The sequence below is a fragment of the Exiguobacterium sp. U13-1 genome, assembly GCF_001750115.1.
Classification (GTDB): domain Bacteria; phylum Bacillota; class Bacilli; order Exiguobacteriales; family Exiguobacteriaceae; genus Exiguobacterium_A; species Exiguobacterium_A acetylicum.
Window position 1 is genome coordinate 2143956 of sequence record NZ_CP015731.1, and the last position, 25654, is coordinate 2169609.

Consider the following 25654-nt stretch of genomic DNA (forward strand, 5'->3'; position numbering starts at 1 on the left):
GGTATCCTTACTTTTATTCCCACTAGAATAGGAGGAATCATATGTCTTTCGATTTAATGACGTTACCTGAAACGACGTTACACTATCGTCTGATTCTCGGAACTTCCAATCAACCGACGTTTAGCTTTGAAAATGGATATGGACAAGATCTTTCAACTTGGCAACCAATCATGGATCAAGTTGAAGGACTTGGAACGATCTTGATGTATGACCGTACGAACATCGGTGGCAGTATGCCCTATGATTCCGAGACTAGTCGACAGAGCGTGAATCGCCTTCGCCGTTTGATTCATACTTTATCTCTCAAACCACCATTCATTCTTGTTGGTCATTCCTATGGCGGCACGTTAGTTCGACAATTTGCATCGCAATATCCAAGTGAAATAAATGGGCTATTGCTCATTGATGCAACACCAGAGTCCTATATTCAACGCTTTTTACCAGTGATGCCAAACACGTTCCAATCCATTTACAAAAAACAATTCACGCTCGAATGTACATACGAAGATTTTAAAGAGAGTATTGAAGCGACGAACGTTGATATCCTCTACCCATTTCCAGTCATTGTTCTGTCTGCTGGTAAAAAGGATCATTATTCGCGTGAGGCGCAACTATTGTGGCACGAATTGCAACGACAAACTGCTGCACAGTCGATTCAAGGATCATTCATCGAAGTTGTCAACAGCCGGCACTTCATTCAACAGGATGCTCCCGATATTGTTGTCGATGCGTTACATCGTTTGATTTCAGGTGATTCTTAAACCCTTTTCAAAGGAACTATTTCCCATTTCCAAACGTATTCTTAATATAAGCTTGATTCGACACACTGATTGGAGGCACCTATGTATTCGATTCCTAGCTACTTCACACTCTACTTAAAAATCATGCTGACGGATAAGATTCCGGTCTTTTGGTCGTTGATTTTCCCGTTGATTCTCGCCTTTGTCTTCGGATCACGCCTCGACTTCACCGAGAACAGTTTCCTCTCGTTCCTCGCGCTATTTTGGGGCTATATCTTACTTTCGATTTACGTGAATGGCATCGGTCTCCAGCTTGCCCGAATGCGGGAGCATGGTTTGATGAAGACGTATATCATGATTTCCGGTAGTAAGATCGGTTGTATTCTCGCACTCGTACTCGTTCAGCTCGTGTTTGCAGCCGTTAGTTTAACGGTCTTTACGACGATCCTGATGCTCGTATTCAGCTTCTTCTCACCTTTGACGTTGTTACTTGCTTATCTCGTCTTGTTGCTCAGCATCCCGCTTGCTTTTGCAAGCATCGCCTTGACGATGCTTCCGGCAAAGATTTCGAGTATGTCGACATTGATCAACATCGTCATGTATCCACTGTTCTTGTTCGCGAATAGCCAACCGGATCGTTGGTACAGTTACTTGAATCCTTTTTATGTCATGAAAACACTCGGTCTCGCCGTATCCGAGCACGTTACGGGAGCATCGTTACTTATCTTGACCGTCGTACTCGTCGTTTACCTGTTACTTGGTCTATTCTCTGTCAAACGCTTTAATCTCATGTCATTGCTGACCCGATAGGAGGATTCAGATGCACGTCCAACACATACGCTTTAACTATCCGAAATCACCTGACCTGTTACACGATGTCTCCTTTTCGCTCATTCCTGGAAAATTGAACGTCTTGATCGGGATGAACGGTGCCGGTAAAACAACACTGTTTGATTGCATGACCGGTGCTTTACCGATCACGTCCGGTGAGCTTGATTTACCCGATATCTCGGACATTCTCTATTTGACGCAATTCATCTATTACTCGGACGAACTAAAGGGCAAGGATGTCGCCGTCTTCGTCGGTCGGCTCGCCCGTTTGAAAGCATATCGCAAGCAAGAGACGTATACGCTTCATCTGAAACAGCCACGAGAGCTCGATCTATTCGCTCACCTGTGGGAGATGAAAATCGGCAAGATGTCCGCTGGCGAAAAGAAATGGTTGTTCGTTACACTGTTGACGACAGTACCACGTTCGCTCTACATTTTTGACGAGCCGACGAGCGGGGTCGATCCGGCAACACGACTTCATATCATGCGACGCTTCGAGCAGATGACCGCAAACGGTCAAACGTGTCTTTTCTCGACCCATCAACTACACGATCTATTGCATACGGACGCTCATGTCATCTTTCTCCATCAAGGTCGTATTTTGTACGAAGGTGACTTCAAGGATTGGTTGAACCGATTCGAGACGACCGATCCAGACGTCGCGTTCGTTCAAATGCTTGAACTGGCAGGATAACGTTAACCACCTCTTTTTTTGAGGTGGTTTTTTTATAATATTTGAAATACAGGTTTTTAATAAACATGTACAGGATATACACATTATAAGAAAGGAGGTCGTCCGATGCATTTCATCTCTGGTCAAGCTTTTATTACGATGATGGATTCACTTTTCAACGAACAGGAGTGGAAGCGACACGTCTTATACGTCACTGCGAATTCAGCAGCTGTCCACTTGCAAAAACGATCTGTTGCTATCCCCTTGCCACCTCTTGAATATCAGATTTCGTTTCTCGTGCATTTACCAACGCTAGAAAAACGACTGATCGTCAAAACGAATCAACAGGAGACGCGTCAATTTTTCTTTGATTCAATGGCTTCCATCGATTGTATGTGCACTAGTTTAATGCCATGGACGAATCCAGGGCGATTTAATGAGGAGGAAAACGTTCATGTCCACCAACACTCTTGAACAACGCATGAATGCCGTCCTCGATTGTTTGGCGGCCGCAAAGGACTACCAACGTATCGCCGGACGGCATGATGTGTCGTATCAACAATTGTATAACTGGGTCCGGCGCTATGAGAGCGGCGGTATTCCTGCCCTGACGGATCGCCGTGGTCGGAAGTTACGAAGCGAACGACTTACTTCGACTCAGCATACGCCTTGAACCGATCAAGGATCGCCTGCCAACCCGCTTGTTGCATCTCAGGCGGGTTTATCGTTTCGGCATCAAACGATTCGACGACTTCGGTTTGTTCCCCGTTCCGAGAAAAGTCGATCGTCACCTGACGACCATCCTCAAGGACATACGCAATGCGCTCATAAGAAACGATCGCCTCATATGTACCCGTGAAATCAAACCCCATGCTACCGTCTTTTGCTTCCATTCGATTCGTGAATTGACCACCGACCGTCAAATCATTCGTTGACGCCGTCGTATGCCAATCGTCAGACGCAGCGTTCCAGCGTTTGATGTCTTCCGGTGCGTTCCAGATCTCCCACACGGTCTCGACCGGACGATCAATCACGGCTTGAATCGTTAGTTTCGTCATCTTTCTTCCTCCTTACTAATTTGAAGTTCTCTCCTTTTTTCAAGAATACCTAGACGAATTCCTTGTTTTTATCGATTAATTCAGAGGTGATTTTGCGCTCTTTGTTTTCCATACCACAAACAATAGAATCGCCGGAACGAGACAGATGATTGCATCGGTAACGGTTGGTAGGCGTAATGCTGAGCTTGTTAAAAAACGAACGCCTTCCACCGTCCAAATTGTTAACATCAAGGCGGTCAATATTCCGAGTCGCCAGCGTCTCGGAATCCCGATCCAGTAAGCGAGTAATCGTTCCGATCGCTTCATTCTCATTCCACCTTTCGAACGGCTTTCAAGAAGCTTTGTTCCGTTTTATAGGAGGCCTCGCGCCACATGAAACGTTTTGTATGCTTGAACGTATTTTTTTCAAACTGGTTCCCAGAACTCGTCTTGAAGTAATGGGCGACACTTAAAGGACCGTCGAATGTGTTTCTGATGATCGTGTTATCATGGACGTCATGCTGGACGAGCAATTGACCACCCTCGAGCCCTTTCGTATCATTCCCGATCAGCTGATTTTGCTCGATCCGGACATGTTTTGTACCGCCCCGCTTTGTGTCATACCCACCGATCGCAATCCCGGTGTAGACGTTTTTCCGTACATCATTCTGGCGGACGATGACATCTTCTGCGTACCGTCCGGCATGTTCACTCGTTACCTCAATCCCGATGTCACTCGCTTCGACGAGATTCTTCTCAATTGTTAGGTTTTTCCCACCATCGACATAGATGCCCGCTGCATTGTATTCCTTCCCGTAAGCAGGATTCCCGTAGCTTGACGTCCGGTAGACACGATTTTCCGACACGACGCCTTCACGGACGTAGTCGTCTTTCTTCGATCGAGCGATTCCTTCATATCCGATCAAATCAATGCCGATGTTGTCGTTATCCCGTAAGACGTTCTTCGTCACACGGAAATGTTTGACGTTTCCGTTTAAGACGAGAGCTTCACTAAAACCGAGGCGATTCTGCTCGACTCGGTTGCCGGTGATCGTCAGGTGACGAATCGCTCCCGTTCCGTAGACCGCGATTCCGTGTGCATTCCCATCTTTCGCGAGCGTCTTGATCTGGCGGACCGTATTGTTCTTCAACGTGATGTGTGATCCTGATCCTGTAATCAAAATACCGACTGGTGTCGCGTCCGTTCGTTTCGACTGAACGGCTTCGATCGTCAGACCTTGAATTGTTACGTATTTCCGATCCTTGATCTGGATGATTGGTAAGGTGGCGTCCCGATCTTTGATGTTTTTCCCGCATAACGTGACCTGCTCGTCTTGATAGTTTCGGAAGGAGATCGGGCGTTCTCTCGTTCCGCTCTGTCTAACGTTCAGTGCCTCGTGATACGTTCCCTTTCGCAAGTAGACCGTCGTACCCGCAGTCGCTTTTTGCGTCGCCTGTCGGATCGTTTTAAATGGATGCTTCAACGTGCCGGTATTTTCGTCACTGCCGTTCGGTGCGACGTATAACGATTTTGCCGTCGATTCGGCCTCTTCACCCGTCGAGGCACAACCGACGAGCAGGACGGTTGCTAATAACCATTTGCCGTTCATGATTTCCTCCTTTATTTAGCGAGAACATTGTTGGTATAATCTAGGTATCATTTCTAATTTTTTGAATATTTAATTTTATCCCGATTTACTATGACTATGGAAAAGAGGAACACGTCATGAAATATGCGCTTTTATTCACCCTTCCCTTGTTGCTTGCTGGTTGCACAACGGAAGCAACTGTCCTTCCAAAAGAAACCGTCAAGATTAAGAAGTCTTCCTTTTCGATTACACCCTCTACCGCAAAGGACGAGTCGCAGCAACAGCGGACATTTTTCTTGACTGGTACACTCGATCGCCCACTTCAGCTCAAAGCGGTCCAATTTGACGATACAAAACCACCAGAGGTGCTGATTGACAAATCGATTCCTGCCGGTACATACGATCGCACGCCGTTCCAGTTGACATATGATTTGAACCTGCTCAATAATTCGCATGCCTTTACGTATTCGCTTGATGCGAAGAATGGTATTCCTGAGACGAAAACGGCGTACACCTTACCTCAAAATCTCCAGACTGACAGCGGTCAATTCAATGATCAGAAACAGATGAATGTTTCGTTCTATCCCTTATTACTCAAACGCTACACGACAGGAGAATCGATCATCGGTCGCTCGATCGACACGTTATCCTCCCCTCACCTAAAGGTCAGAAAACAAGAAGGCGCGATTTTGATTTATTTGACGAAATCACGATAAGGAGAACAGCGGACCGAGAAAAAGTCCGCTGTTTTTTTAGTCCGCTATGACATGCGACATGTCAGCTTCTAATCGGATTATGGCTTCCCCATCCGTATATTCGACGATCGTCAAACTCGTTCCATGAATGAACGGCGGATCCCATAATGTCGCGAACGGCTTACGTTGAAGATGTGTCAGCAAGATGTTAAGGAAGATGCCATGCGTGACGATTAAGATGTTTTCGTCTTCTTTATGGTCAGCCAGTTGTTCCAAAAATGATAGGATGCGCTCGCGGACCGCGTCAAAGGACTCTCCACTCTCCGGTATGTATGCGTGCGGCGTTTGCCAAAATGCAGCATGAGCAAGTGGATGCGCGACTTCAATTTCCGCTGCTGTCCTCCCTTCCCAGGCTCCCATGTGCATTTCACGCAATCGATCGTCGATGGTGACCGGAATCGCTGGATCGAGATCCATCATTCGAACTGTTTCTCGGACGCGACCAATCGGACTGATATAGAGGTGATCCAGGTGCATTTCACGTAAGCGGTGACCAAGGTCCCGCGCATTTTGCCTGCCCTTTGCTGTCAAGGGAGAGTCTTCCCAGCCTTGCATTCTTTTTTCTAAGTTCCATTCCGTCTCGCCATGACGCGTCATGTAAAGTGTTGGCATCTGTTCCATCCTTTCGATTTCTAGTTTCTTTCAAAAGTGTATCAAACTCTGGCTGTTTTTTCCTGCAACTAAAGAAAACGAATCTAGAAGAGAAATTCTCCCATCCGTTCGGTATGATGAAGATAGACCTAAAGGAGGAATTCGATGAATCGCCAAGAGATGATTGACCTTGCCAAACAAATCCGCTCAGATGAGGAACGTCCTCAAGTCACACCTCCTCATTCACCGCAAGCGACCACGACTACGCTACAAGTGCCGACTTCAGTCGGAGACGTTCGAGTGTTGTGCCACTCGCCAATCGATACAGTAGAACCGTTACCTGGATTCATCAGTTTTCATGGCGGTGGTTTCATCACCGGAACGCCAGAGATGGATGAACCATGGAATTTGTTTCTCGCTGAGACCGCCAACTGTCATGTTCTCAATATTGAGTATCCGTTAGCGCCGGAGCATCCATTTCCCACTCCGGTCCACGTCGCCTATGAAGTCGTTCAGTGGATTTTCCAACATGCTGATACGCTACGCCTCGATGCTTCACGTATCGCAATCGGAGGGCATAGTGCCGGTGGCAATCTCGCGACTGCCGTATCGTTATGGAACGCTGAGCAGACAGATCCTGTGCCGCTCATCACTCAAATTCTGGACTATCCTCCGCTTGATCTCGCGACGGACCCCGCGGACAAACCGTTCTTCGAGGAAGCGATACCGGCTGAGCAAGCACGGCAGTTCAATGCGATGTACATCGCGCGATCGGAAGACGCATACCACCACCTCGCTTCGCCACTCTATGCGGCTCAACTCGATGCGTTACCACAGACGCTCGTCCTGACGGCGGAGCACGACTCGCTGGCGCAGGAGGCGCGGCAGTATGCAAAACGCCTTCAGTCGGCAGGTGTCGCTGTTGAACACCAGGAATTCGCTGGTCAAGCTCATGCCTTTACACACCACGGTGACTTAGACGCGGCGCTTCAGGCTTGGCAACGTATCGCGGATTACCTCAAGTCCGTCTATCGTTCGTAAGTATAAGGGGGCTGACTCAAAAGTCAGTCTCTACAAAGATAAGGGTGGCAGAACAATCATCTGCTACCCTTATCGCGTAAATAAAGAATGACGCGTTTCACGCCACTCCTACAGGAAAAAGCGCATTTTTGCGCTGTCAGAGACAAACAAGACCCGCTTACCTGCTTGAATAAAGCAGGTAAGCGGGTCTTGTGTCTCGCCTGAGGAAAGGGCGTGAAAAGACGCGTCATTCTTTTTTTCTACTCGGTGAGAAGCGAGTCAATCGGACTGTCTGGTGATTTCTGAATCAATCGCATGGTTGTCTCTTCCGGTCGATCACTGACGATCCACATTACGTCTTTTCCGTTTTGGTAGGCAAGATTGAGCTGTTTCCCTTGCTTTTGAACGTGTACCTTCAATCCGTTGATGGTACGTACCCGTTTTCCAAATCGTGCCGGAATCTGCTCACTTTTCAGTCGTGTCTCAATTACCGTATAATGACGATTCGTAACAAGTTTCGTCGTCATTTTTTTCTTGTTTCCTTCCCACGCTAGACTCCCTTCGATCGACTCGCCTTTCGTGGATTGATCCCGAATGAGATCCATAGAACTGCTTAACATCCAGTTCGACTTCTTTTCATAAATCATCAGCGAATCGAATCGTCCATCGATGACGCTTGCTAGCAGTAAATTATAGTCACCGAACCGAGCGTCCACTCGGAAATCGTCTTGCTTTAACGTATAGGTGGACTTGTCACTCAAGTCATATTTAAACTGATGTTCGGCCGTCTCTACAGCAGTCGGATAGGAGCCACTGTCGAACAAACTCGTACCATCAACGTGAATCTTTTCTTTCACCTCGACATTCTTTTCCGGTGCGCACCCGCTGATACAGAGGAGTCCTACTAGTATAAGCGGTATCGTTTTTTTATAACTGATTCGTTTCATCACATAAGCTCCTTCTTGTTTCATTTACATATTTGTAGACCTGGGTCGTCTTGCCATCCTTTTTCGATCACTCGTCGCTGAAAAATCGAATGACGCGCGGTACCGATTTGAAAAGGTGGCGTCGGTCGAATGATCCGATGAGTAAAGTCACTTGCACCGTATGGAAGATAGAGTTCAAAATCGGGTCGTCTCGTTACGCCGATTGCCGTGACGGTCTCAGGGAACCGCGAAATCGCATCCGTTACGGACTGATAAGGTGGTAATCCATTGACGAGATGCATTCGTGTTTGATTTTTAACAGACCACGGCAAATTCAATAATTTTCGTAACTGTTCTTCATGACGTTTTTCCGTGGCTTCCGAAAGATCAGTAGGATCAAAATAGACGATATCGATGTCCGATGTCGCCTGTCGTTCGATGTTCCAAATCTTCGAACGTAAGACACCGGCACAGATCCACCAATCCGGTAGATCTAGTCGTTCTACGATATCTAGCATTTGTTGTAATTCCAAATCTTCCCGTAATCGTCGTTCGATATCAGTTTGATTCATTCGTTTCCCCTCGCATCTACTTTCTATTTGATGATTCTTGCTTCAGTTTACCTCAATTCCTCTATCAGGAAATCATTTCCTGTGTTTTTTAAGAAATGATTGAAAACAGCTCGTTCTCAACGTATGCAACCTTACGTTCGAACGAACTGTTTTTAAATGCGGATCAACACGATACCAGCTAGCATGACAAGTAGACTGACGATTTGCACACCGGTGACCGGTTGTTTTTTTGCACCGAACCAACCGAAACGATCAATCAATAGGCTGCCGGTCAGTAAACCAATCGTAACGATGACGACGGCGAGCCCTGTACCAACGAGTGGAACGATGAAAGCATTCCCGGCAACGAACAGTGCACCGATCAATCCCCCGATCCAGATCCAAGCAGGTAAGGATTGCGAACGATCGATGTGCCACTTCGTTCGGAGGATCAGATTCAGCAATAACAAGGTGAGTGTACCGATGACGAATGAAATCAAGGCTCCTTTGACGGCTGACCCGAGAACACTTCCGAGATGACCATTGATCGCCGTCTGGGCAGCACTCATCATACCCGTCAGAATTCCGAGCAGACGCCAGACAAGCAACGAGTTTTCTGATGATGTCACCTGTTGCTTGCGCCGTCGTGCGAAATAGTCACCTAGCGCGACCGTCCCGACGACACCGAGTAACACAAGCACTGCGCCGATGACTCGTGTCAGCGAAAGTGAGGTGACCGTTGACTCAAACAATCCGAAATGATCGATCAACAGTCCCATGATGACCTGACCGAAAATGGGCATGATGACCGTTTGGACGCCTCCGAGTCGCGGAAACAACAAGATGTTCCCAGTCAAATAGATGACGCCGAGCAACCCCCCACCCCAAATCCAGAACGGTTCATCGGCAGTAGCCGTAAGACCTGTGAGATTCCCATCGACGAGCAACACGAGAATCAGTAAGAAGAGTGAGCCGATCGAAAAGGAAATCAGTGAAGCGAGGAACGGCGATCCCACGACGATCCGTAGTCGTGTATTGACACTCGTTTGAACCGGTACGAGTAGACCGATAATAAATCCAATGATGATTGCAAGCATTCGAGGACCTCCTTCTTCATGTGCCCCTTCATCATACGGCAGTCGAACAAGCTGAGGCGACCGGAATGCTCAAAAAGGAGCCGGTTCATCGACCGGCTCCACGGATTAGATCTTTTTCCACGATTTCGGATACGTCCGCAGTTCCTTCTTCGTCGGATGCTCAGCATCGAGACGTTTTCCGTTTCGTTCAAGCAACATATCGGATACGAGCAAAACAATCGCAAGGACGACATAGACGGCAAAACTGAGGAAGAATGGCAAGTCGAATACGATGATCAGCGGGAAGAATAATCCCATTAAGATCACGAACAGAAAATCGGTCACATACTGCCATTGAATGATTTTCTTCATCTGTGGTTCTACCGTTAATGCCATATCACGTTCGACTTCTTGTGAGTGAATCCGCGCAATCCAGACCAATGCCACAAGTAAAAAGAACAATGGCCAGTATACGTCACGATTGGCGACGACTAATAAGATACTGACGCCGTACAGCAACGAGCTGTACAAACGTGGTTTGATGAGTTGACGCTTTTCTTCTTGAATGAACGCGATGCGTTCGGCTTTCGTTTTCACCTATATTCCCCCAAACGGATGTGACGTCTACTATTAATTCGGTCGAACGGTCCGTGATCGACCGATGTACTCGACTTTATTTTGAAGTACACGATACATCCGGTATTCTCCCGTCGGTGCCGACTTCAGCTGAACGGCAATCTGATGACGTCGTGATTTCGATGATTCCGACGCTACGAAGTACGGTTTGACCGATGCGATATCATCGCGTCCGAACTGCTTCGTCACGTGTCGAACGACTTGTACTTCAACAATCTGTTCATAGGTCGCATCCCGTTCATCTGCGATCATCCACCAGCCGACACCGCTAATTATTACGAGTAATAGAATCGCCCCGATCGTTTTTCGCATTTCGATCCCCCCGGTTCACGTGCCCTTACTTACTGTTTCAATTCGTGAACGATGTTTTCCTGCTTTCGTCGGGTGACGAACCAAGCGATGCTTATGACAAGCACTATTAAACCGACAATGGTTCCGGCAATCGTCGGTACGTTGAAGTAAAATGATCCCGCATCATCAATCCGTGTCACGAAGAAGGTCGCACCAAGACCACTGATCAGTCCAAAGGTGATGCCGCTCCCAATGAATAAGAGCATTTGAAGGAGTGTAAGCTGACGGAGCTTGTTCCGTGTCAACGCAATCGTTCGTAGCAATGCGTATTCACCTCGTTTTCCACTCACGAAACTGAGTAAGGCGTTTGCAAGTCCGAACCAGACGGATCCACTCATGACGACAAGCGCAATCAAGAAGACGAACCAGCGTTCCGTCGTTTGTTGCTCCGCATCGCGAAGTGCGTCAGATAGTCGATTCACTTGCAATGTCGGATAACTTTCTGTGATCTCTAATAATGTTGTGGTCACTTGCGCCTTCGTTAACTCGGACGGAACGTCGATAAAGACATTCAAGATGTGATCGTTTGGTTGCCGCAGTTGCTCGTTCCGCCAATCCACGAGGACGTCTGGTGCTATCTTCTTTTCAATTCCAACGATTCGGAATTGACCGACCGAAACGTTTCGTTCTTGTTCCCCGTCCCATCGCCCGATTGGCAACATATCGCCTTTTTGAAGACTGTGTGTTTTAGCAAAGGCGCGTGAGACGATGATTCCTTCTGTGTCACTCGTCTGCTCTCCCGCTAAGACATCAAGACGACGATAATCCGTCACTTCGTATTCGATCGAGACATCTTCTTGAGGCGACTGGTATTCGAAGGAATTGCGAGACGACAGGAAGGTCGCTCTTGCGCCAGGTAGGTCGGTTTCAATTTGTCGAATCAATTGCAACGGGTTTCCTTGCGATCCTTCATCCAAACGACTCTTTAGGACGACTTCTGTCGGATATTGGCTGATGATGTACTTCCGCTCGTTTTGTTGCACCGTCTCAAGGAACGTCGAGCCGATGACGACGATGATCATCAATACTTGAACGATCAGCATCAACCAAGCATTTTTCCGTAGTTGCGGTAACACGCCCCGGAAGGCAACGAAACTCGTCGGTCCCGCTAACCGACGAACAATCGGTTCCGCTCGCTGGAGCACTCCCTTCAAGAGGAGTGGCGTCGCAAGGTACATCGTCAGTAAAAAGGCGACGGTTGCACCGAGCCAGGCGATTGCCCGTGACCCATCCGTACTGGAAATCACTTCAGCGAACAACACCAAACTGACAGTCAGTCCACTACTGAACAGGACGAGACGTTTTCGTCGAGTCGGTCGTGACGCCGTTTTCAGATTTTCTCGCAAGACGTGGAGTGGTAACACATCCCGTTTTCGATAAGCCGTACTCGCAAGCAACAGCAGAATCAACAAAGCACTACCGATCGTGATGAGCATCAAAAACGCTCCCTGTTCAATCATGAGGGAGACGATCATTTTACCCTCTGTCGGCCATACGAGTTGACCGAGTAACGGGAAGAAAATACTGCCTAGAATCGTAAGCATCATTCCGGCTAAGACAATCAATCCAGATTGAACGAAGAACAGCTGAAACAATTGCCGGGTCGTTGCTCCAAGCGTCCGCATAATCGCAAATTGAACAGCATGTTTACGTAAATACAAGTCGAAGTTCGCCATCAAGATGAAACCGGAGACGACAAGGATCAGTACTGACAAGATTCCGATGTAGCCGTTCAGCGCCGGTGAGAGCGCTTGCCCCTCCGCAAGTTCAACCCGGAGCTTCGGATTCGCTTTGACGAGTGTATCGGCATAGTGGACGAAATCCACCTCTTTTTTTAGATTGAGCAAGACGGCTTTCGTTTCGATTGGATGGTTCTTTTTCAGATCAGCATACGAAAGCAAGACTTGATCGTGCGAAGCTTCAGGCGTTTTTGTATTTGGTAAAATCTCACGGATTCGATACGTCGCTTCTCCAACGCGAAGCGTTTGTCCGACACTACGATCAAGCGACGTCGCGAGTCGAGCTGACACGATCGCTTCTCCCTGTTTCAAATCGTTCGTGAAATGATACCGACTTTTCGTCAGAGCATCCGAATGAACTCCCATCGTTTCCACGTCGGCCATCGTTTGACCAGCGACGCGCGCTGTCGTCTGTAAGATCGACTCTGCGTCCAAGCCATCGTGATCCTTTTTAAGTTGCTCAAACTCGGACTGATCCGCCTGCTCATCTTCAGGTGTATATTTGACCGTCAGATCGACTTGACCGTATCTTTGTTCACGATCCGCTTCGATTGCGGCTTGATTATGTAGTAAAAAAATGACCATCGTTAAGACAAGACCAATCGAAATCATGACGCTTCCGATTGAGGTCACTAAAATCATCGGACTTTTACGGTACAGTCGGTGCGAAAGACGGAAGAGATGTTGTCGTTTCATACAGCCCCCACGAACTGCTCGTATGTCTCTAAGATCGGAGCCACGTCTCCGGTCGACAGCTGATCGGCAACGAGCTGTCCGTCATGGAAATACAGCACACGTTTCGCATGAGCAGCTACGGTCGCATCATGGGTCACGAGCAGGATACTCGTTTGTTGTTCGCGATTGAGTTCTTGTAGCAATTGCATGATTTCAGCAGATGTCTTGAAATCGAGGTTCCCCGTCGGCTCATCCGCTAAGATGATCGGTGGTCGACTGATCAAGGCACGTGCGATCGCAACACGTTGTTGTTGTCCACCCGACAGCTCTTGCGGTCGATGATTGTTCCACTTCGTCAGTCCGACTCGTTTGAGCCAAGTCTCTACCTCTTGATTGATCGTTTTATCATCCGTCCCCTTCAACATCAACGGTAAGGCGATATTCTCATGCACCGTCAAGTCATCGAGTAAATGAAACGATTGAAAGATGAAGCCGATATGTTGTTGTCGGTATAACGTCGCAGCAGGTTCAGTGAAGATGTCGCGTTGCCGTTTTTCTTTTAAGGTCAACGTTCCGCTGGTTGGCGCGTCAAGCGCTCCCAGGATATTCAACAGTGTACTTTTCCCGGAGCCACTCGTGCCCATGATGGCGATGAATCCTCCTTCCTCTAACGTAAAGCTGACTTGCTTCAACGCATGGATCGTCTCCGTTCCACGTATGTAGGTTTTTGATAACCGTTCGACTTCTAATAAAGCTGACACGCAAATCCCTCCTTAATTATTCCGTCTTTATCATAACCATAATAAGGATTTTTTAGAAGTAAATGCAAAAAAAACCCTCATCCAAACGACGAGGAGTTACTGGTTATTGTCGGACATATTTCAATGGAATCAAATCCGCGATCCGGACTTTCGTCAACTGATCGTCGATCGTCAAGAGGACAAACGCGTCCGGTGCATAATCGGAAATCAATTCGCGACACATGCCGCACGGACTGACGACACGAATCGTTCGGTCCGTCTCATCCGAATAAGGATGTCGGACAGCGACGATCGTCTCAAAATCCGTCAATCCATCCGTGATGGCGGAACCGATCGTGATGGCTTCCGCGCACACCGTCACCCGTCCGATATAGGCTTCGACATGAACACCCGTTTTCGTCGCGCCATCTTTTGTCCGCAACGCAGCTGCGACGTGATGTTTATCGTCAGCGTAACGGCTTTGAATCGTTTCGGTTGCTAGTTCGACCAGTTGTAGGTCGGCTTCTGTAATCGGATAAGTCTGCATAACGTGCTCCTTACGTGTCTTTTTTCTTATAGGTCAAACCGATGAATTGTGCTTTTTCATTGAACAGTCGACGGTAGGATAGAAAACCAACGAGGACCGATGCCATCGCCGCCGTCGTCAAGATCAGGAATAGAATCAATAGTTGATAAAGGACTGCTTCCATCGGATCCGCGCCACCGATGATCAACCCACTCATCATCCCTGGCAGTTGGACGAGGCCCATCGTTTTTTGCGCTTCAATCGTTGGAATCATACTTGTCCGAATCGCGCCTTTTAAGCTCGTATCAATCGCTGTCTTCGCATCTCCACCAAGCGAAAGAATCAGTTCAATGACCTCGTCGCTTCGTTCGACCTCGTCCTTGAACTTATTAAGAAACAATAAGGACAAAATCATACAGTTCCCAATGACCATCCCGCTGATCGGAATGACTTGCTGGGCTTCAAACGGAATGATTTGTAATCCAAGCAAAATGCCCATCGTCAATGCTTCGACCGCAATCAGTGTCAACAAGATGATCCACTGGATCCCAGGAATCCCGTCCCCTTTACGGATGACGTTCAGTGTCGCTGCACCGATCATCAACAGAATCATGAGTAACATGAAAATTGGACTGCCGCTCTCAAAGACGAACGTCAGAATGTAACCGATGATCAAGAGTTGGACGATTGATCGAACGGTTGCGATGATGATGTCCTTCTCTAAACCAAGCTGTAACGTCCGTGCTAAGACGAGGGGGATCAGAATGAAGATTAGCGAAGTTGCCAGTTGGAGGTAACTCATACCGATTCCCCCTTCAAGAATGCTTGCGTCTCGGCTTGACCACTTGAAGCGAGTTCTTTAAAATCACCAGACTCGATCAATCGTCCATCCTTTAAAAACCAGACGTCGTCGCTGACCCGCTTTGCTTGCTCTAAGTCATGCGTAATCCAAATGATTGTCGTCTGTAACTCCTGCTGTAGATCAAGGATTAGCTTCTCAATCTCTTGTACCATTCGGTAATCGAGACTTGCCGTGATTTCATCGAGCAACAGGACGTCTGGACGATTGACGAGTGTCCGTGCGATTCCAAGTCGGCTTCGTTCGCCACCGGACAAATCTTTGACCGGTCGCTCAAGTTCGACGGATAGTTCGACTTGTTGTAGCAAGCGTTCCGCCTCCTCGCGTGGCAACGATTCCCCGAAGATCGATTTCGGTAAATTGATATTATCGTAGACGGTACCTGGAATCATCGGCGCGCTTTGGAACGCCATTCCGATCCGTTTGCGGACGTCGAGCAGATTCATCTGCTCGAGTGGTTCGCCTCGAAAACAAATTTCGCCGCGATCGGGAGAAATAAGTCCGTTGATGTGTTTCAATGTCGTGGATTTTCCGGCACCACTCGGTCCGACGAGCGTCGTAATGACACCTTCTCGGAACTCACCCGTTATTTCGTGTAAGATGTGTTGATAGCTGACTTCGTGAAACGTAAGAATCGACATACTGTGTGTTCACCTGACTTTCTACAAATTTCGGGTAATGCTCCTGTAATGTTGTACCCGAAAATCCGTCACCTTAGTACGTCAAGCAACACTTCCTTACGCGTGAATGATCTCTCCGGCAAAATCATATGGTACCGTTCGACCAGCAAAGAGCGATTCTTTTGACGCTTCCGGTAAATTGAGGTGTTTGAACGCTTCTTCACGGTCCATCCAGACGAGTCCGGAAATTTCTTCTGGGACATTCGTCTGCAATTGACCGGAAGTGATTTCTCCCGCGAAGAAGAAAAAGAGACAATGTTCCCCCGCTTGCGGAAAGAATGCTTCTGCCACATGGACGATGTCACCTGGGATGATGGTAAATCCTGTCTCTTCTAATACTTCACGCGCGATTGCCATATGTAACGTTTCGTCACGTTCGACCGTCCCACCGGGCAATGTATAGTAGTCACCGTGATCGCCACGATTTTCAACCATCAATAACTGACTGCCTGTGGCATTGAATAAGGTCGCATAAACAATGTTTTTTCGTGTGTTCATGTTCATCCTCCTATCGTTTTGTACATCTGCTATTTCTGATCAAAGCGTGTTGTTTTTAATATGTCTTTTCTAACTCATTTGTCCAAATTTCAATTTGACCTTCTAGGAACGCCATCAACTCTTTCATTTCCGCATCACTTGGTAAGAAGGATACTCCCGCTCTCGCATAGACGTCTTGAATCGAATGGGTGTGACTAAGCGCTAAAGCTGCAAGGAAGTCCTTCATCGTTTGGTCAGGATCTTTCGTAAAACAGTGATACAACTGAAGAGCAGCAATTTGGGCTATCGCATATTCAATGTAATAAAATGGCGTCTCAAAGAGATGAATGACACTCATCCATTCGAGGCCTTTCCAATCGAGCGTTTCCGACCAATCGATGACGTCCGTATCATACGTCTCCCGGAGACGAGCAAAAGAAACTTGGCGCTCTTCCGGCAGATGGTCCGGGTGAGCATAGAGCCACGACTGGAAACGATCAACGATAATCGTTTGTGGCAAAAACTCCACTATGGAACGAATCTGTTCGAGTTTCGCTCGGGCAACGTCTTTTCGACCTGGAATCACTTGGTGCCACTCGTTCATCGACAACAACTCAAGTGACATAGCAGCGAATTCCCCTACTTCAAGCGGAATCGGTTGTAGTCCATCATACGTCTCTTTCATCGCATCATGATGGACGGCATGCCCGATCTCATGCATAAAGATGACGAGATCATCAAACGTATGGATGCGATTCATGAATAGGAACGATTGTTGTTCGACCGGTAAATACTCACAAAACCCTCCGCCCGCTTTATTCGACCGGGCACCGATATCGAGATGATTCGTATGTCGCATTTCTCTTAATACGTCAGCAAAATATAAATGCACGCTCTCGAGGATTGCTTGTGCCTTGTCTAAGAATGAAGTATCAGACCCGGTTACATGATGATCAATCTGCGTATAGGCCGATTGCCGAACGTCCCACGGATGGAGCGCCTGTTTGCCGAGAAACGTTTGTTGCTCGAGCTGAAATCGCTGTTTAACCGGCAGAAAATAAGTTTGAATGATGCTGGCGTAATGATCGACATCCTTGCTTGTATAATCGATACGTCCGAGCTCCGCAAAAGCTAATTCTTCGTATCCCGACTGATGCCTTGCAGAAGCACGCGCTTGTCGCAAGTCGACGAGTTGCGAAAATAATCGTTGAATGACAGATTCATTCGTCCGGAACGCTTCCTCAATCGATAAGAATGCTTGTTTCCGTGTCGGCTCATCTGCATCAAATAAGGCGGCATAGAGATCAGAAACCACTTCTCCCGCTTCTGTCAGCATCGTTGCCTCATTCTGGAGATACTCTTGAATGAGACGTGCTTCCTCTTCCGTCACAGACGTCGCTCTTAGTGACTGTTTCCAGAGTGCTCGCGTTCGAATCGGAACGTCGTCGCGCGAGATAAAATTCATTTTTACCGAATGTCTTAACGTATCGAGTTTGTCTGATAGCTGCTGACGTCCTTGTTCGTATGTATTAGTTGCGTCCGAGTCTGTCACGTCCTGGAGATACGTGATTTTTTGTTTGAGCAATGTCTCTTCCATTTGGAGAATCGAAGCAATCTGGTGCGTAACATTCTCATCATTATTAATAACATTGTTTATACATGACTGAGATTTCATCGACGGATTTCACATCTCCTTTCAACTTATTCCAGTATACAGTTTATGCCAACGATATGATCATTTTACGAACAAATGACTATCATGTTGTCTTTTTTGACTATTATCGTTGTCAAAAAGACTATGATAAGTTACATTATATAGGAGGTGAATCCCTATATGAAATCCCGTTTAAAAGAATTACGTGCTCGCCACGGATGGAATCAGTCTGAACTGGCACGGCGCGCGAACATTTCTCGCCAGACGATCAGCTTAATCGAACGCGAAGAATTTATGCCGTCGCTACTGATCGCCGTCAAAATTTCTCGTGTGTTTGACACACCGCTAGAAGACATCTTTTATTTCGATGAGGAGGAATTAACATGAACAAGGAAGCAGTCAAGGTCATCATCGCAGGATTACTCGGTTTCATTAGTAGTTATATCGTTATGTTTGTCCTCAAAAATACGCATTTGTCACAGTTTGAACGATCGCTCTATCTTGATTACATATTCACTGGTCTTTTCGTTATCTTGACGATCTTGACTCTCAGTTACATCGTACGCTATTTGCAAATTCGTCAATTGACTCGACGCTCCGTTTCTTCCAACGAAGAGGACGCGATTGACGATCAAGTGAATCGCTACTATGCGGACGGCATGATGATCGTGCAGTTCTCCAATCTTCTCAGCATCGGACTTGCATCATTTAGCATCATTGAAAACCAGTTCGGACTTCATTTGATACTGAGCGGACTCTTTTTTATCATCAGTAGTCTTGTCTCTGTTTTTTATCTTAATCTCATGCATCATATATATCCGGACCGTCAGTTCCCGAAGTACTCGGAAACAAACTATATCAAAAAGCTGTTCGCTGCTTCAGATGACGGCGAGCGACACGTCATGTTAGAAGGACTCATCCGTTCACAATCTTCTTTGCAACTCCTATTAATGGGTATTATCGTCGTATTGGTCGTGTATTCATATGAGACCGGTCAATCTCAGATCTTCGCGATCAGCTTATTGATTTTCGCCTTGATCTGGAGCAACGCAAAATATTTTCTCCATGTACGCAATCGCTAAAAAGGAGCATTCAGTCAATCGACTGGATGCTCCTTTACATGCCTTCAAAAATCACGATGATTTTTTTGTTGATGGACATCATGTTGATTCAGTGTATATTCCTGATCGTCGAGCGAGCGATGTTTCGATTGACTCCGCGCTGAAATGAACCAGACGACTCCACCAACGGCGAGAAAAATAGCAATGAAGATCATAGACACCCTCCTTTAGATTCCTTTTTTACTTTATTCTTCCAACACCTTTATTTTTCCTTTACGATAAGGTAGAAGATAAAAATAATCAGGGGGAGTTAGGATGTTCGGCAAAGAACCGACATGTATTCATTGCGGCAAAACGATTGAAGGAAACGAAAAAGTCTACATCCAGATGCGCTATCCGAAACATCGCGGGATGACGGAAGTCAAAGCATACCTAAAAAGCGAAGGACGTTTCATTTGTGAGCAATGTTTCGCTGAAAAGACAGAGTCAAAGGGGTAAGCATCCATGAATCTGAAAGAGAGTACGATTTTAATTACAGGAATGACCGGGACGCTTGGCTCTCGTGTTGCGCGACGTTTTCTAAAAGAAGCGCGTGAAGTGCGCGGTTTGTATCGCTCTCAGGAACAAGCGGATCAATACGCTTTCAAAGGTGTCCACGCAGTCATCGGTGAGCTCGGTGATCCGGATTCGCTTCTTACAGCACTTCAAGGTGTCGATCTGTTGATTCACTGTGCTGCCTATCTCGGAGATGATCCCGATTTAGCACAGGAAGCAAATGTCACTGGTGTACAACATCTCGCGGATGCTGCGACAAAAGCTCGTGTCAAGCGCATCGTTCACATCTCGACGACTTCCGTGTACGGCGAAGTCGTGAGTGGACATTTTACGGAAACGTCACCGCTCCTACCGTCCGAGCACGTCTACATCCATACAAAGCAGGAATCCGAACGCCTGTTACAGGAAAACACACCCGATTCCGATTTAATCATCTTACGCCCAGGATCAATTTGTGCCGAGGAGCAGTCCTATTGGGGGGATCGTCAAGTCGAGCGGATGAAGGAGGCGGATGTGATTACCTGGGTGCATCCGTATGATGTCGTCCCGTGGGTCCATACGGATAATCTAGTCGAAATGATCGTCCTTGCCGCAACAAATGCGCATAATGGGGATATCTTCAATGCAATCGATTCGAATCTACCTGAGACGGATTTCCGGATGAAGTTGATCACAGCAAGTGACAAGCCGTACCAAATACCGAAGCGTGCAGCGGAACACGCGACATTTGCGAATGACCGAATCAAGCAACTTGGTTATATTCCGATTCGCACTCCTGAATCAACTATTGAACAGTTGGTCAAATCGTTTTAATAACGAAGAGGCATCGAATCGAGTGATTCGGTGCCTCATTTACGCTTATCTTACCGACATCCACTTGATCCAGAGATTCCGGTCGTGCGCTCGTAATTCTTTTATTGTTAAAACGACTTGTTCTGTTCCAAGGACTCGTTCCGCTTCAGGGATCCCACTTTTCCCGAGTGAGCGCTCCAGATTAAAATTCAGCCAGTCCAGCTTTCCTTGAACACTGCTATCGATGACGTGCGTCCAGTCGACATCAGGCAAAACTTGATTTGTTGCGTAACCGTCAAGAAATGCGTTAAATCGAACGCTGTCGAACGTATCGTTTTCCTGCTTCGACCAATAACAGGCTGTCTCGAACACGTCGACGGCTCGATGAATCAGACCCGCAGACTCCCAGTCAATCAGGACTGGACCCGTTGGTGTCCAGAGGACGTTCTTTGGATCGAGATCACGATGACTGACGATCCAGTCTACTGGCAGTTGTTTCTGTGCTTTCTGTGCTAATCTTTCAATTCGTTGCAAATGTTCCTGCTCTTCCATGAATAGCTGCAGCCACTTTCCTTGCTGCCGTTTTCCTGCTTCTAAATGACCGTTCCAATCGATTGAAGTAATTGAGGTATCCGGCTTTATAAAGCCAGTCGTCGCTATGGAAAGACCGTGCAATAGTCCTAATTGAACTCCGATTTGTCGTGCATGTGCCGATCGAAGCTGGTCGGTTGATAACGTCTTGCCATCGATCCAGTCAAACAAAAGGTAATCCGATCCGTCAATCGTCTGTACCGCTTGATCGTTGATGCAACGTGCCGGTAATGCTGCTAAGTGAAATGACGCTTGCATGGCGACCGCTTCTGACATCTTAAAATTATTTCGTGCTTCAGGGCGTCGCATGATGTCCGGATTCAATCGCTTTAAGACGTAAGATCCAGTCGTCGTCTGTAGTCGCCATGTCTCATGCAAGAGTCCGCCTGTCAATCGTACAGGTTCGCTAATCATTTGCCCTAATAAAAATCGTTCACAAATCAAATTCATCGTTTGTTGCATCATATTCTCCATTTCGTTCGTTCCAACCGATCCGTGAAATGCTACACTAGTTCTGCATGATTTCATTGAACACGAAGGAAGGTTTTTAGTATGAAACAAATTCATCACATCTGTATTCAGACAACGGATTATGCTGCGTCTAAACAATTTTATGAACAGCTTGGGTTCTCACTCGTTCAAGAGTCGCCTGGTTTTCACGACCGCGCCTTTAACAGCTGGTTACGTCTCGGTGACTTCTATATCGAATTGCAAACACCCAAATCGGGTCAGCCGTTCACCGATTATACGAAGCAAGCAGCGGGTCCCGTCCATTTCGCACTTTACGTTGACGACTTGCAAGAAGAAGTAGCACGCCTCGAACGACTCGGGATGCCTTTCCTACCGAAACACGGCGGAAACATCTACTTCGTCGTCGATGGTCATCTCAGCAAATTAAAAGCACCCGAAGGAACAATCATCGAGTTACGGGATACGTTTGCGATTCATGGTTGAATCTTGAAAATATCTTTATTAATGATTTTTTTATGAAAGAATCCCAATCATAAGTAAAAAGCTAACGATTTGTAATCTAAGCATTTCTAGATCCACGTCGTTAGCTATACTTTTATTTGATTTTAATATGTTTTTGATTTTCTATAAAGGCACCATTTGATGCAATTACTTTTTTATACCAATCAAATGACGCCTTTTTTTGTCTTCGATTCGTTCCACTGCCATCATCATGACGATCTACATAGATATAGCCATACCGTTTTGCATATTCTCCGGAAGAAGCACTAACAAGGTCAATACATCCCCAACTCGTGTAACCGATAAGTTCAACACCGTCTTGTATCGATTCGTACATTGCGCGTATATGATCTGTTAAATAAGCAATTCGATAGTCATCTTGAATGTTTCCTTCACCATCCAATTCATCAAATGCTCCTAATCCATTTTCGACGATGAATAAAGGAAGTTGATAACGGTCGTATAGCTGATTTGCCGTTAAACGGAGTCCTTTCGGATCAATCGTCCATCCCCATTCCGATTGATTTAGATATGGATTTTTAACAGTCGGGAACACATTCCCCGCCGTCATCTTATTCAGTATTTCTGGATCAGTACTGATACAGCGACTCGAGTAATAACTAAAGCCAATAAAGTCCACTGTGTGGTTGCGCAATAGTTCAATATCACCTGGTTCCATCTGAATTTCAATTCCAGCATCTTTCAATTGTCTTAATGCATAACCAGGATAGGCACCGCGAGCTTGTACATCAATGAAGAAGAAATTCTCACGATCACGTTCCATCGCTTTTTCGACGTCATCTGGGTTACAGGTATAAGGATATGTCATGGCTGCTGCTAACATACACCCAACTTGAAGATCCGAATTAATCGTATGAGCAATTTCCACGGCACGCGCACTCGCCACCAATTGATGATGTGCTGCTTGATACTGAATTTGTTGCCGATTCTCTCCTTCAACGAATACTAATCCAGCTCCCATATAAGGAAGGTGGAACAACATATTTATTTCATTGAAAGTCATCCAATAGCGAACTTTTGAATGATACCGGGATACAATCGTCTTCACATATTGTTCGAAAAATGTAACCATCTTTCGATTGCGCCAACTTCCGTAATGCTCTACTAAATGAACGGGAACATCAAAATGCGCCATCGTGACAACCGGTTCAATTCCATATGTTAATAATTCATCGAACACATCATCGTAAAACTTCAATCCTTGTTCGTTTGGTTGTTCTTCATCACCATTTGGAAAGATACGCGCCCATGAAATCGATAGACGAAGTGCTTTAAATCCCATTTCAGCGAATAACGCAATATCTTCCTTGTAGCGATGATAAAAATCAATCGCATCATGGGATGGATAAGTTAGTTCTGGGAGCGGCTCATAATGTGATAAGTCTCCTTTCATGACGGCTCTTCGAGTTGACCCACTAGGAATTAAATCAACGGAAGATAATCCCTTTCCATCGGATAAATAGGCACCTTCTGCTTGATTGGCAGCAATAGCGCCACCCCATAAAAAGTTTTTTGGAAATTGCATCGTCTCATCCTTTCTTATGCAAAAGCAGGTTTATTGTATTTACTCACTGAAATTTGATCTTGGTCAATCGTAATTTGTCGTTCTTCTGATAAATTCGTGAAAATCACAGGTGTGATGATGTCATACCCTTCCGATTGAATCGATTCCATATCAAAAGTGATTAATACATCTCCTGGTTCGATTTTCTGGTCTTGTGTGACGTGTAATTCGAAGTGAGTTCCATCTAAGCGTACCGTATCAATCCCAACATGAATGAGAATCTCCATTCCGTCCTCTGATCGAATACCAATTGCATGTTTGCTTGCAAATATAGCAGTTACTTGACCTGACACTGGGGCAACGACTTTTCCTTCAGTCGGAACGACTGCGAAACCTTGTCCCATCGCTCCACTTGCAAACACACTATCCGAAACTTTTTCGAGAGACACGATTTGACCTGACACTGGGCTTGGAATCGTCATCTCTGTTGATGGACGAACATTTATTTCCGCTTCTTTTTCAATTGGATCATCTTCAAATCCAAGGATGTATGTTAAGACCATCGATAATAAGAATGAGACACCGACACCAATTAATAACCCGTAAAATGCTGTCATACTATCTCCAATGAAGACGGGTAATGTCAATAATCCCGGAGGACCAGAAGCTACCGCTACACTTCCAAAATGTCCTACAATTCCTCCACCTACTGCTGCACTAATGACCGCTGCAATGAAAGGGCGCTTTAAGCGTAAAGTAACTCCATATACGGCTGGCTCTGTAATACCGAATAATGCGGTAATTCCCGTAGATCCTGCTAATGTCTTTAACTTTTTATTTTTTGAACGAAGCATGACACCGAATGAAGCTCCTGCCTGTGCAAAAATTGCTGGAGCAGTTGCTGGTTTGATATAGTCATATCCTTTAGTCGCAATGTTATTGATGAAAATCGGAACGACTCCCCAGTGAATACCGAAAATGACAAGGACTTGCCATACACCAGCAATAAACGCCCCTGCTAAAATTGGGTTAAATGCTAATACCTTTAAAATGAACGCAGCAATCAAGTCGCCTGACGTGACGCCGATTGGTCCAAACACGATTAATGTCAATGGAACGATTGTAATGAGAGCAATCAAAGGTGTAACAAAATTTTTAACACTCTCATGGATATGTCGATTGAAGAATTTTTCAACATAACTCATAACCCAAACGGCAAGAATGATTGGAATGACCGTAGAGGTATATGACATCATCGTCACGGGTATACCGAAGAATGTCGTCGCGACTGCATCCGTCTTCAGTTGAATGATTGTCGGATAGATCAAGGCACCTGCTACTGTCATGGCAACAAATTGATTCGCACCAAACTTCCGCGCTGATGTAACCGCTAACAAAATAGGTAAAAAGTAAAAGAGACTATCCGCTGTAGCATTTAAAATAATATACGTAGTTTCAGTAGGAATTAACCAACCTGCATTCGTCGCAATCGCAAGTAACCCCTTTAAGATACCAGCTCCCGCCATGACACCAAGCAATGGCGTAAAGATACTTGAAATAATATCGATTGCTCGACCAAAAATGTTTCCTTTTTCATTTATCTCACTAGTGTCTGTTGACTCCTCCATCAGCTTTGTTTGTTTCCCAATTGCTTGATATACCTCAGGTACTGTATTTCCGACAACGACCTGAAATTGCCCTCCGCTCTCTTTTACTGCAATGACACCTTCTAGTTTTTCAAGTTTTAATTTATCAGCCTTTACTTTGTCTTTAAGTACGAAACGTAGACGGGTCGCACAATGAACAAGTGAACTAACGTTTTGTTCGCCTCCGACAGATTCAATGATTTCTTTTGCCAATTGATCGTATTTCATAAGACACCTCCATAGTTGATAGACACAAAAAGAAACCCAGATGAGAACAAGTAACGTATTTCATGAAAATACGTTTTGTTTCACCTAGGTTTCGCCTGCTTGACCAGTAACAATCCCATTAAATATATTTATTAAACATATAATAACAATTATACATT

General features: G+C 46.1%; 32 protein-coding genes. 12 read left to right on the forward strand and 20 right to left on the reverse strand.

What is annotated here, in order from left to right:
* The first annotated feature begins 41 nt into the window (after positions 1-41).
* The 5 genes from ESP131_RS11200 (at position 42) to ESP131_RS11220 (ending at position 2917) form a co-directional block, all read left to right on the forward strand.
* Complete coding sequence (locus ESP131_RS11200; protein WP_069940753.1) at positions 42-761, forward strand: alpha/beta fold hydrolase; 720 nt, start codon at positions 42-44, stop codon at positions 759-761.
* A gap of 81 nt (positions 762-842) precedes the next feature.
* The gene (locus ESP131_RS11205) at positions 843-1550 is read left to right on the forward strand and encodes a hypothetical protein (RefSeq protein ID WP_069940754.1); all 708 of its coding nucleotides are present in this window, start codon (positions 843-845) and stop codon (positions 1548-1550) included.
* A 10-nt stretch (positions 1551-1560) separates the two neighbouring features.
* Positions 1561-2265 (forward strand): AAA family ATPase, encoded by a 705-nt coding sequence (locus ESP131_RS11210; RefSeq protein WP_029341813.1) that lies wholly within the window; start codon positions 1561-1563, stop codon positions 2263-2265.
* 105 nt (positions 2266-2370) lie between these two features.
* Entirely contained in the window at positions 2371-2718 is a 348-nt protein-coding gene (locus ESP131_RS11215; protein WP_069940755.1) for a hypothetical protein, read from the forward strand.
* On the forward strand, positions 2699-2917 hold the full coding sequence (locus tag ESP131_RS11220) for a helix-turn-helix domain-containing protein (RefSeq protein ID WP_058713141.1): 219 nt from the start codon (positions 2699-2701) through the stop codon (positions 2915-2917). Before ESP131_RS11215 ends, ESP131_RS11220 begins: the two co-directional genes overlap by 20 nt.
* Here the strand turns inward: ESP131_RS11220 and ESP131_RS11225 are convergent.
* The 3 genes from ESP131_RS11225 to ESP131_RS11235 form a co-directional block, all read right to left on the reverse strand.
* Positions 2892-3302, reverse strand: a complete 411-nt coding sequence (locus ESP131_RS11225) for an SRPBCC family protein (protein ID WP_069940756.1) — start codon at positions 3300-3302, stop codon at positions 2892-2894. The two genes, ESP131_RS11220 and ESP131_RS11225, sit on opposite strands and share 26 nt — an antisense overlap.
* Before the next feature lie 75 nt (positions 3303-3377).
* On the reverse strand, positions 3378-3608 hold the full coding sequence (locus ESP131_RS11230; protein WP_069940757.1) for a hypothetical protein: 231 nt from the start codon (positions 3606-3608) through the stop codon (positions 3378-3380).
* A 2-nt stretch (positions 3609-3610) separates the two neighbouring features.
* Positions 3611-4891 (reverse strand): right-handed parallel beta-helix repeat-containing protein, encoded by a 1281-nt coding sequence (locus ESP131_RS11235; protein WP_069940758.1) that lies wholly within the window; start codon positions 4889-4891, stop codon positions 3611-3613.
* A 116-nt stretch (positions 4892-5007) separates the two neighbouring features.
* Between ESP131_RS11235 and ESP131_RS11240 the strand changes: the two genes are divergently transcribed.
* A complete protein-coding gene (locus tag ESP131_RS11240; protein ID WP_047394690.1) occupies positions 5008-5586 on the forward strand; it encodes a hypothetical protein in 579 nt (192 codons plus the stop codon).
* A gap of 36 nt (positions 5587-5622) precedes the next feature.
* Here ESP131_RS11240 and ESP131_RS11245 read toward each other — a convergent pair whose 3' ends face one another.
* Positions 5623-6246 carry a histidine phosphatase family protein gene (locus ESP131_RS11245; protein WP_083254812.1) on the reverse strand — a complete coding sequence of 208 codons (624 nt, stop codon included), beginning with the start codon at positions 6244-6246 and terminating at the stop codon, positions 5623-5625.
* Between the two features lie 135 nt (positions 6247-6381).
* Here ESP131_RS11245 and ESP131_RS11250 point away from each other — a divergent pair, with 135 nt between their 5' ends.
* Entirely contained in the window at positions 6382-7257 is an 876-nt protein-coding gene (locus tag ESP131_RS11250; RefSeq protein WP_069940760.1) for an alpha/beta hydrolase, read from the forward strand.
* Positions 7258-7496: 239 nt separating this feature from the next.
* On the opposite strand, the gene ESP131_RS11255 is transcribed toward ESP131_RS11250, so the two are convergent.
* From ESP131_RS11255 to ESP131_RS11310, 12 genes are all read right to left on the reverse strand, one after another.
* Complete coding sequence (locus ESP131_RS11255) at positions 7497-8183, reverse strand: hypothetical protein (RefSeq protein ID WP_152548185.1); 687 nt, start codon at positions 8181-8183, stop codon at positions 7497-7499.
* 20 nt (positions 8184-8203) lie between these two features.
* Entirely contained in the window at positions 8204-8734 is a 531-nt protein-coding gene (locus tag ESP131_RS11260; protein ID WP_069940761.1) for a nucleotidyltransferase family protein, read from the reverse strand.
* Positions 8735-8886: 152 nt separating this feature from the next.
* A complete protein-coding gene (locus ESP131_RS11265; protein WP_069940762.1) occupies positions 8887-9810 on the reverse strand; it encodes a DMT family transporter in 924 nt (307 codons plus the stop codon).
* Between the two features lie 105 nt (positions 9811-9915).
* A complete protein-coding gene (locus ESP131_RS11270) occupies positions 9916-10386 on the reverse strand; it encodes a hypothetical protein (RefSeq protein ID WP_047394710.1) in 471 nt (156 codons plus the stop codon).
* Positions 10387-10419: 33 nt separating this feature from the next.
* Entirely contained in the window at positions 10420-10737 is a 318-nt protein-coding gene (locus ESP131_RS11275; protein WP_047394714.1) for a hypothetical protein, read from the reverse strand.
* Positions 10738-10766: 29 nt separating this feature from the next.
* Entirely contained in the window at positions 10767-13211 is a 2445-nt protein-coding gene (locus tag ESP131_RS11280; protein WP_069940763.1) for an ABC transporter permease, read from the reverse strand.
* Positions 13208-13957: an ABC transporter ATP-binding protein gene (locus ESP131_RS11285; protein WP_047394720.1), complete on the reverse strand. Its 750-nt coding sequence runs from the start codon at positions 13955-13957 to the stop codon at positions 13208-13210. The genes ESP131_RS11280 and ESP131_RS11285 overlap by 4 nt, the downstream gene beginning before the upstream one ends.
* 97 nt (positions 13958-14054) lie before the next feature.
* Positions 14055-14477 carry a cytidine deaminase gene (locus tag ESP131_RS11290; RefSeq protein WP_047394725.1) on the reverse strand — a complete coding sequence of 141 codons (423 nt, stop codon included), beginning with the start codon at positions 14475-14477 and terminating at the stop codon, positions 14055-14057.
* A gap of 10 nt (positions 14478-14487) precedes the next feature.
* Entirely contained in the window at positions 14488-15258 is a 771-nt protein-coding gene (locus ESP131_RS11295; protein ID WP_029341829.1) for an ABC transporter permease, read from the reverse strand.
* Positions 15255-15956, reverse strand: a complete 702-nt coding sequence (locus ESP131_RS11300) for an ABC transporter ATP-binding protein (protein WP_029341830.1) — start codon at positions 15954-15956, stop codon at positions 15255-15257. Before ESP131_RS11300 ends, ESP131_RS11295 begins: the two co-directional genes overlap by 4 nt.
* A 96-nt stretch (positions 15957-16052) precedes the next feature.
* Positions 16053-16493 (reverse strand): NUDIX domain-containing protein, encoded by a 441-nt coding sequence (locus ESP131_RS11305; RefSeq protein WP_047394729.1) that lies wholly within the window; start codon positions 16491-16493, stop codon positions 16053-16055.
* Between the two features lie 55 nt (positions 16494-16548).
* Entirely contained in the window at positions 16549-18069 is a 1521-nt protein-coding gene (locus ESP131_RS11310; protein WP_069940764.1) for a M3 family metallopeptidase, read from the reverse strand.
* Positions 18070-18306: 237 nt separating this feature from the next.
* Here ESP131_RS11310 and ESP131_RS11315 point away from each other — a divergent pair, with 237 nt between their 5' ends.
* A complete protein-coding gene (locus ESP131_RS11315) occupies positions 18307-18513 on the forward strand; it encodes a helix-turn-helix transcriptional regulator (protein WP_023468455.1) in 207 nt (68 codons plus the stop codon).
* Complete coding sequence (locus tag ESP131_RS11320) at positions 18510-19208, forward strand: DUF3169 family protein (RefSeq protein ID WP_029341833.1); 699 nt, start codon at positions 18510-18512, stop codon at positions 19206-19208. The genes ESP131_RS11315 and ESP131_RS11320 overlap by 4 nt, the downstream gene beginning before the upstream one ends.
* A 44-nt stretch (positions 19209-19252) precedes the next feature.
* On the opposite strand, the gene ESP131_RS16690 is transcribed toward ESP131_RS11320, so the two are convergent.
* Positions 19253-19402, reverse strand: a complete 150-nt coding sequence (locus ESP131_RS16690; protein WP_156772514.1) for a hypothetical protein — start codon at positions 19400-19402, stop codon at positions 19253-19255.
* A 100-nt stretch (positions 19403-19502) separates the two neighbouring features.
* Between ESP131_RS16690 and ESP131_RS11325 the strand changes: the two genes are divergently transcribed.
* Together ESP131_RS11325 and ESP131_RS11330 are read left to right on the forward strand one after the other, a co-directional pair.
* Positions 19503-19685: a hypothetical protein gene (locus ESP131_RS11325; RefSeq protein ID WP_029341834.1), complete on the forward strand. Its 183-nt coding sequence runs from the start codon at positions 19503-19505 to the stop codon at positions 19683-19685.
* A gap of 6 nt (positions 19686-19691) precedes the next feature.
* Positions 19692-20555: an NAD-dependent epimerase/dehydratase family protein gene (locus ESP131_RS11330; RefSeq protein ID WP_069940765.1), complete on the forward strand. Its 864-nt coding sequence runs from the start codon at positions 19692-19694 to the stop codon at positions 20553-20555.
* Positions 20556-20600: 45 nt separating this feature from the next.
* On the opposite strand, the gene ESP131_RS11335 is transcribed toward ESP131_RS11330, so the two are convergent.
* Positions 20601-21599, reverse strand: a complete 999-nt coding sequence (locus ESP131_RS11335; RefSeq protein ID WP_197499324.1) for a phosphotransferase — start codon at positions 21597-21599, stop codon at positions 20601-20603.
* A 78-nt stretch (positions 21600-21677) separates the two neighbouring features.
* On the opposite strand from ESP131_RS11335, the gene ESP131_RS11340 reads away from it, so the two are divergent.
* Positions 21678-22079 (forward strand): VOC family protein, encoded by a 402-nt coding sequence (locus tag ESP131_RS11340; RefSeq protein WP_029341837.1) that lies wholly within the window; start codon positions 21678-21680, stop codon positions 22077-22079.
* 112 nt (positions 22080-22191) lie between these two features.
* Here the strand turns inward: ESP131_RS11340 and ESP131_RS11345 are convergent, their stop codons facing one another.
* Together ESP131_RS11345 and ESP131_RS11350 are read right to left on the reverse strand one after the other, a co-directional pair.
* A complete protein-coding gene (locus ESP131_RS11345; protein ID WP_069940767.1) occupies positions 22192-23643 on the reverse strand; it encodes a 6-phospho-beta-glucosidase in 1452 nt (483 codons plus the stop codon).
* Positions 23644-23657: 14 nt separating this feature from the next.
* Entirely contained in the window at positions 23658-25496 is a 1839-nt protein-coding gene (locus tag ESP131_RS11350) for a beta-glucoside-specific PTS transporter subunit IIABC (RefSeq protein ID WP_047394747.1), read from the reverse strand.
* Between the last annotated feature and the right edge of the window lie 158 nt (positions 25497-25654).

Bases quoted from the DNA above. Each gene is read 5' to 3' on its own strand.
- ESP131_RS11200 (WP_069940753.1), top strand. From the start codon at position 42: ATGTCTTTCGATTTAATGACGTTACCTGAAACGACGTTACACTATCGT.
- ESP131_RS11205 (WP_069940754.1), top strand. From the start codon at position 843: ATGTATTCGATTCCTAGCTACTTCACACTCTACTTAAAAATCATGCTG.
- ESP131_RS11210 (WP_029341813.1), top strand. From the start codon at position 1,561: ATGCACGTCCAACACATACGCTTTAACTATCCGAAATCACCTGACCTG.
- ESP131_RS11215 (WP_069940755.1), top strand. From the start codon at position 2,371: ATGCATTTCATCTCTGGTCAAGCTTTTATTACGATGATGGATTCACTT.
- ESP131_RS11220 (WP_058713141.1), top strand. From the start codon at position 2,699: ATGTCCACCAACACTCTTGAACAACGCATGAATGCCGTCCTCGATTGT.
- ESP131_RS11225 (WP_069940756.1), bottom strand. From the start codon at position 3,302: ATGACGAAACTAACGATTCAAGCCGTGATTGATCGTCCGGTCGAGACC.
- ESP131_RS11230 (WP_069940757.1), bottom strand. From the start codon at position 3,608: ATGAAGCGATCGGAACGATTACTCGCTTACTGGATCGGGATTCCGAGA.
- ESP131_RS11235 (WP_069940758.1), bottom strand. From the start codon at position 4,891: ATGAACGGCAAATGGTTATTAGCAACCGTCCTGCTCGTCGGTTGTGCC.
- ESP131_RS11240 (WP_047394690.1), top strand. From the start codon at position 5,008: ATGAAATATGCGCTTTTATTCACCCTTCCCTTGTTGCTTGCTGGTTGC.
- ESP131_RS11245 (WP_083254812.1), bottom strand. From the start codon at position 6,246: ATGGAACAGATGCCAACACTTTACATGACGCGTCATGGCGAGACGGAA.
- ESP131_RS11250 (WP_069940760.1), top strand. From the start codon at position 6,382: ATGAATCGCCAAGAGATGATTGACCTTGCCAAACAAATCCGCTCAGAT.
- ESP131_RS11255 (WP_152548185.1), bottom strand. From the start codon at position 8,183: ATGAAACGAATCAGTTATAAAAAAACGATACCGCTTATACTAGTAGGA.
- ESP131_RS11260 (WP_069940761.1), bottom strand. From the start codon at position 8,734: ATGAATCAAACTGATATCGAACGACGATTACGGGAAGATTTGGAATTA.
- ESP131_RS11265 (WP_069940762.1), bottom strand. From the start codon at position 9,810: ATGCTTGCAATCATCATTGGATTTATTATCGGTCTACTCGTACCGGTT.
- ESP131_RS11275 (WP_047394714.1), bottom strand. From the start codon at position 10,737: ATGCGAAAAACGATCGGGGCGATTCTATTACTCGTAATAATTAGCGGT.
- ESP131_RS11280 (WP_069940763.1), bottom strand. From the start codon at position 13,211: ATGAAACGACAACATCTCTTCCGTCTTTCGCACCGACTGTACCGTAAA.
- ESP131_RS11290 (WP_047394725.1), bottom strand. From the start codon at position 14,477: ATGCAGACTTATCCGATTACAGAAGCCGACCTACAACTGGTCGAACTA.
- ESP131_RS11295 (WP_029341829.1), bottom strand. From the start codon at position 15,258: ATGAGTTACCTCCAACTGGCAACTTCGCTAATCTTCATTCTGATCCCC.
- ESP131_RS11300 (WP_029341830.1), bottom strand. From the start codon at position 15,956: ATGTCGATTCTTACGTTTCACGAAGTCAGCTATCAACACATCTTACAC.
- ESP131_RS11305 (WP_047394729.1), bottom strand. From the start codon at position 16,493: ATGAACACACGAAAAAACATTGTTTATGCGACCTTATTCAATGCCACA.
- ESP131_RS11310 (WP_069940764.1), bottom strand. From the start codon at position 18,069: ATGGAAGAGACATTGCTCAAACAAAAAATCACGTATCTCCAGGACGTG.
- ESP131_RS11315 (WP_023468455.1), top strand. From the start codon at position 18,307: ATGAAATCCCGTTTAAAAGAATTACGTGCTCGCCACGGATGGAATCAG.
- ESP131_RS11320 (WP_029341833.1), top strand. From the start codon at position 18,510: ATGAACAAGGAAGCAGTCAAGGTCATCATCGCAGGATTACTCGGTTTC.
- ESP131_RS16690 (WP_156772514.1), bottom strand. From the start codon at position 19,402: ATGATCTTCATTGCTATTTTTCTCGCCGTTGGTGGAGTCGTCTGGTTC.
- ESP131_RS11325 (WP_029341834.1), top strand. From the start codon at position 19,503: ATGTTCGGCAAAGAACCGACATGTATTCATTGCGGCAAAACGATTGAA.
- ESP131_RS11330 (WP_069940765.1), top strand. From the start codon at position 19,692: ATGAATCTGAAAGAGAGTACGATTTTAATTACAGGAATGACCGGGACG.
- ESP131_RS11335 (WP_197499324.1), bottom strand. From the start codon at position 21,599: ATGGAGAATATGATGCAACAAACGATGAATTTGATTTGTGAACGATTT.
- ESP131_RS11340 (WP_029341837.1), top strand. From the start codon at position 21,678: ATGAAACAAATTCATCACATCTGTATTCAGACAACGGATTATGCTGCG.
- ESP131_RS11345 (WP_069940767.1), bottom strand. From the start codon at position 23,643: ATGCAATTTCCAAAAAACTTTTTATGGGGTGGCGCTATTGCTGCCAAT.
- ESP131_RS11350 (WP_047394747.1), bottom strand. From the start codon at position 25,496: ATGAAATACGATCAATTGGCAAAAGAAATCATTGAATCTGTCGGAGGC.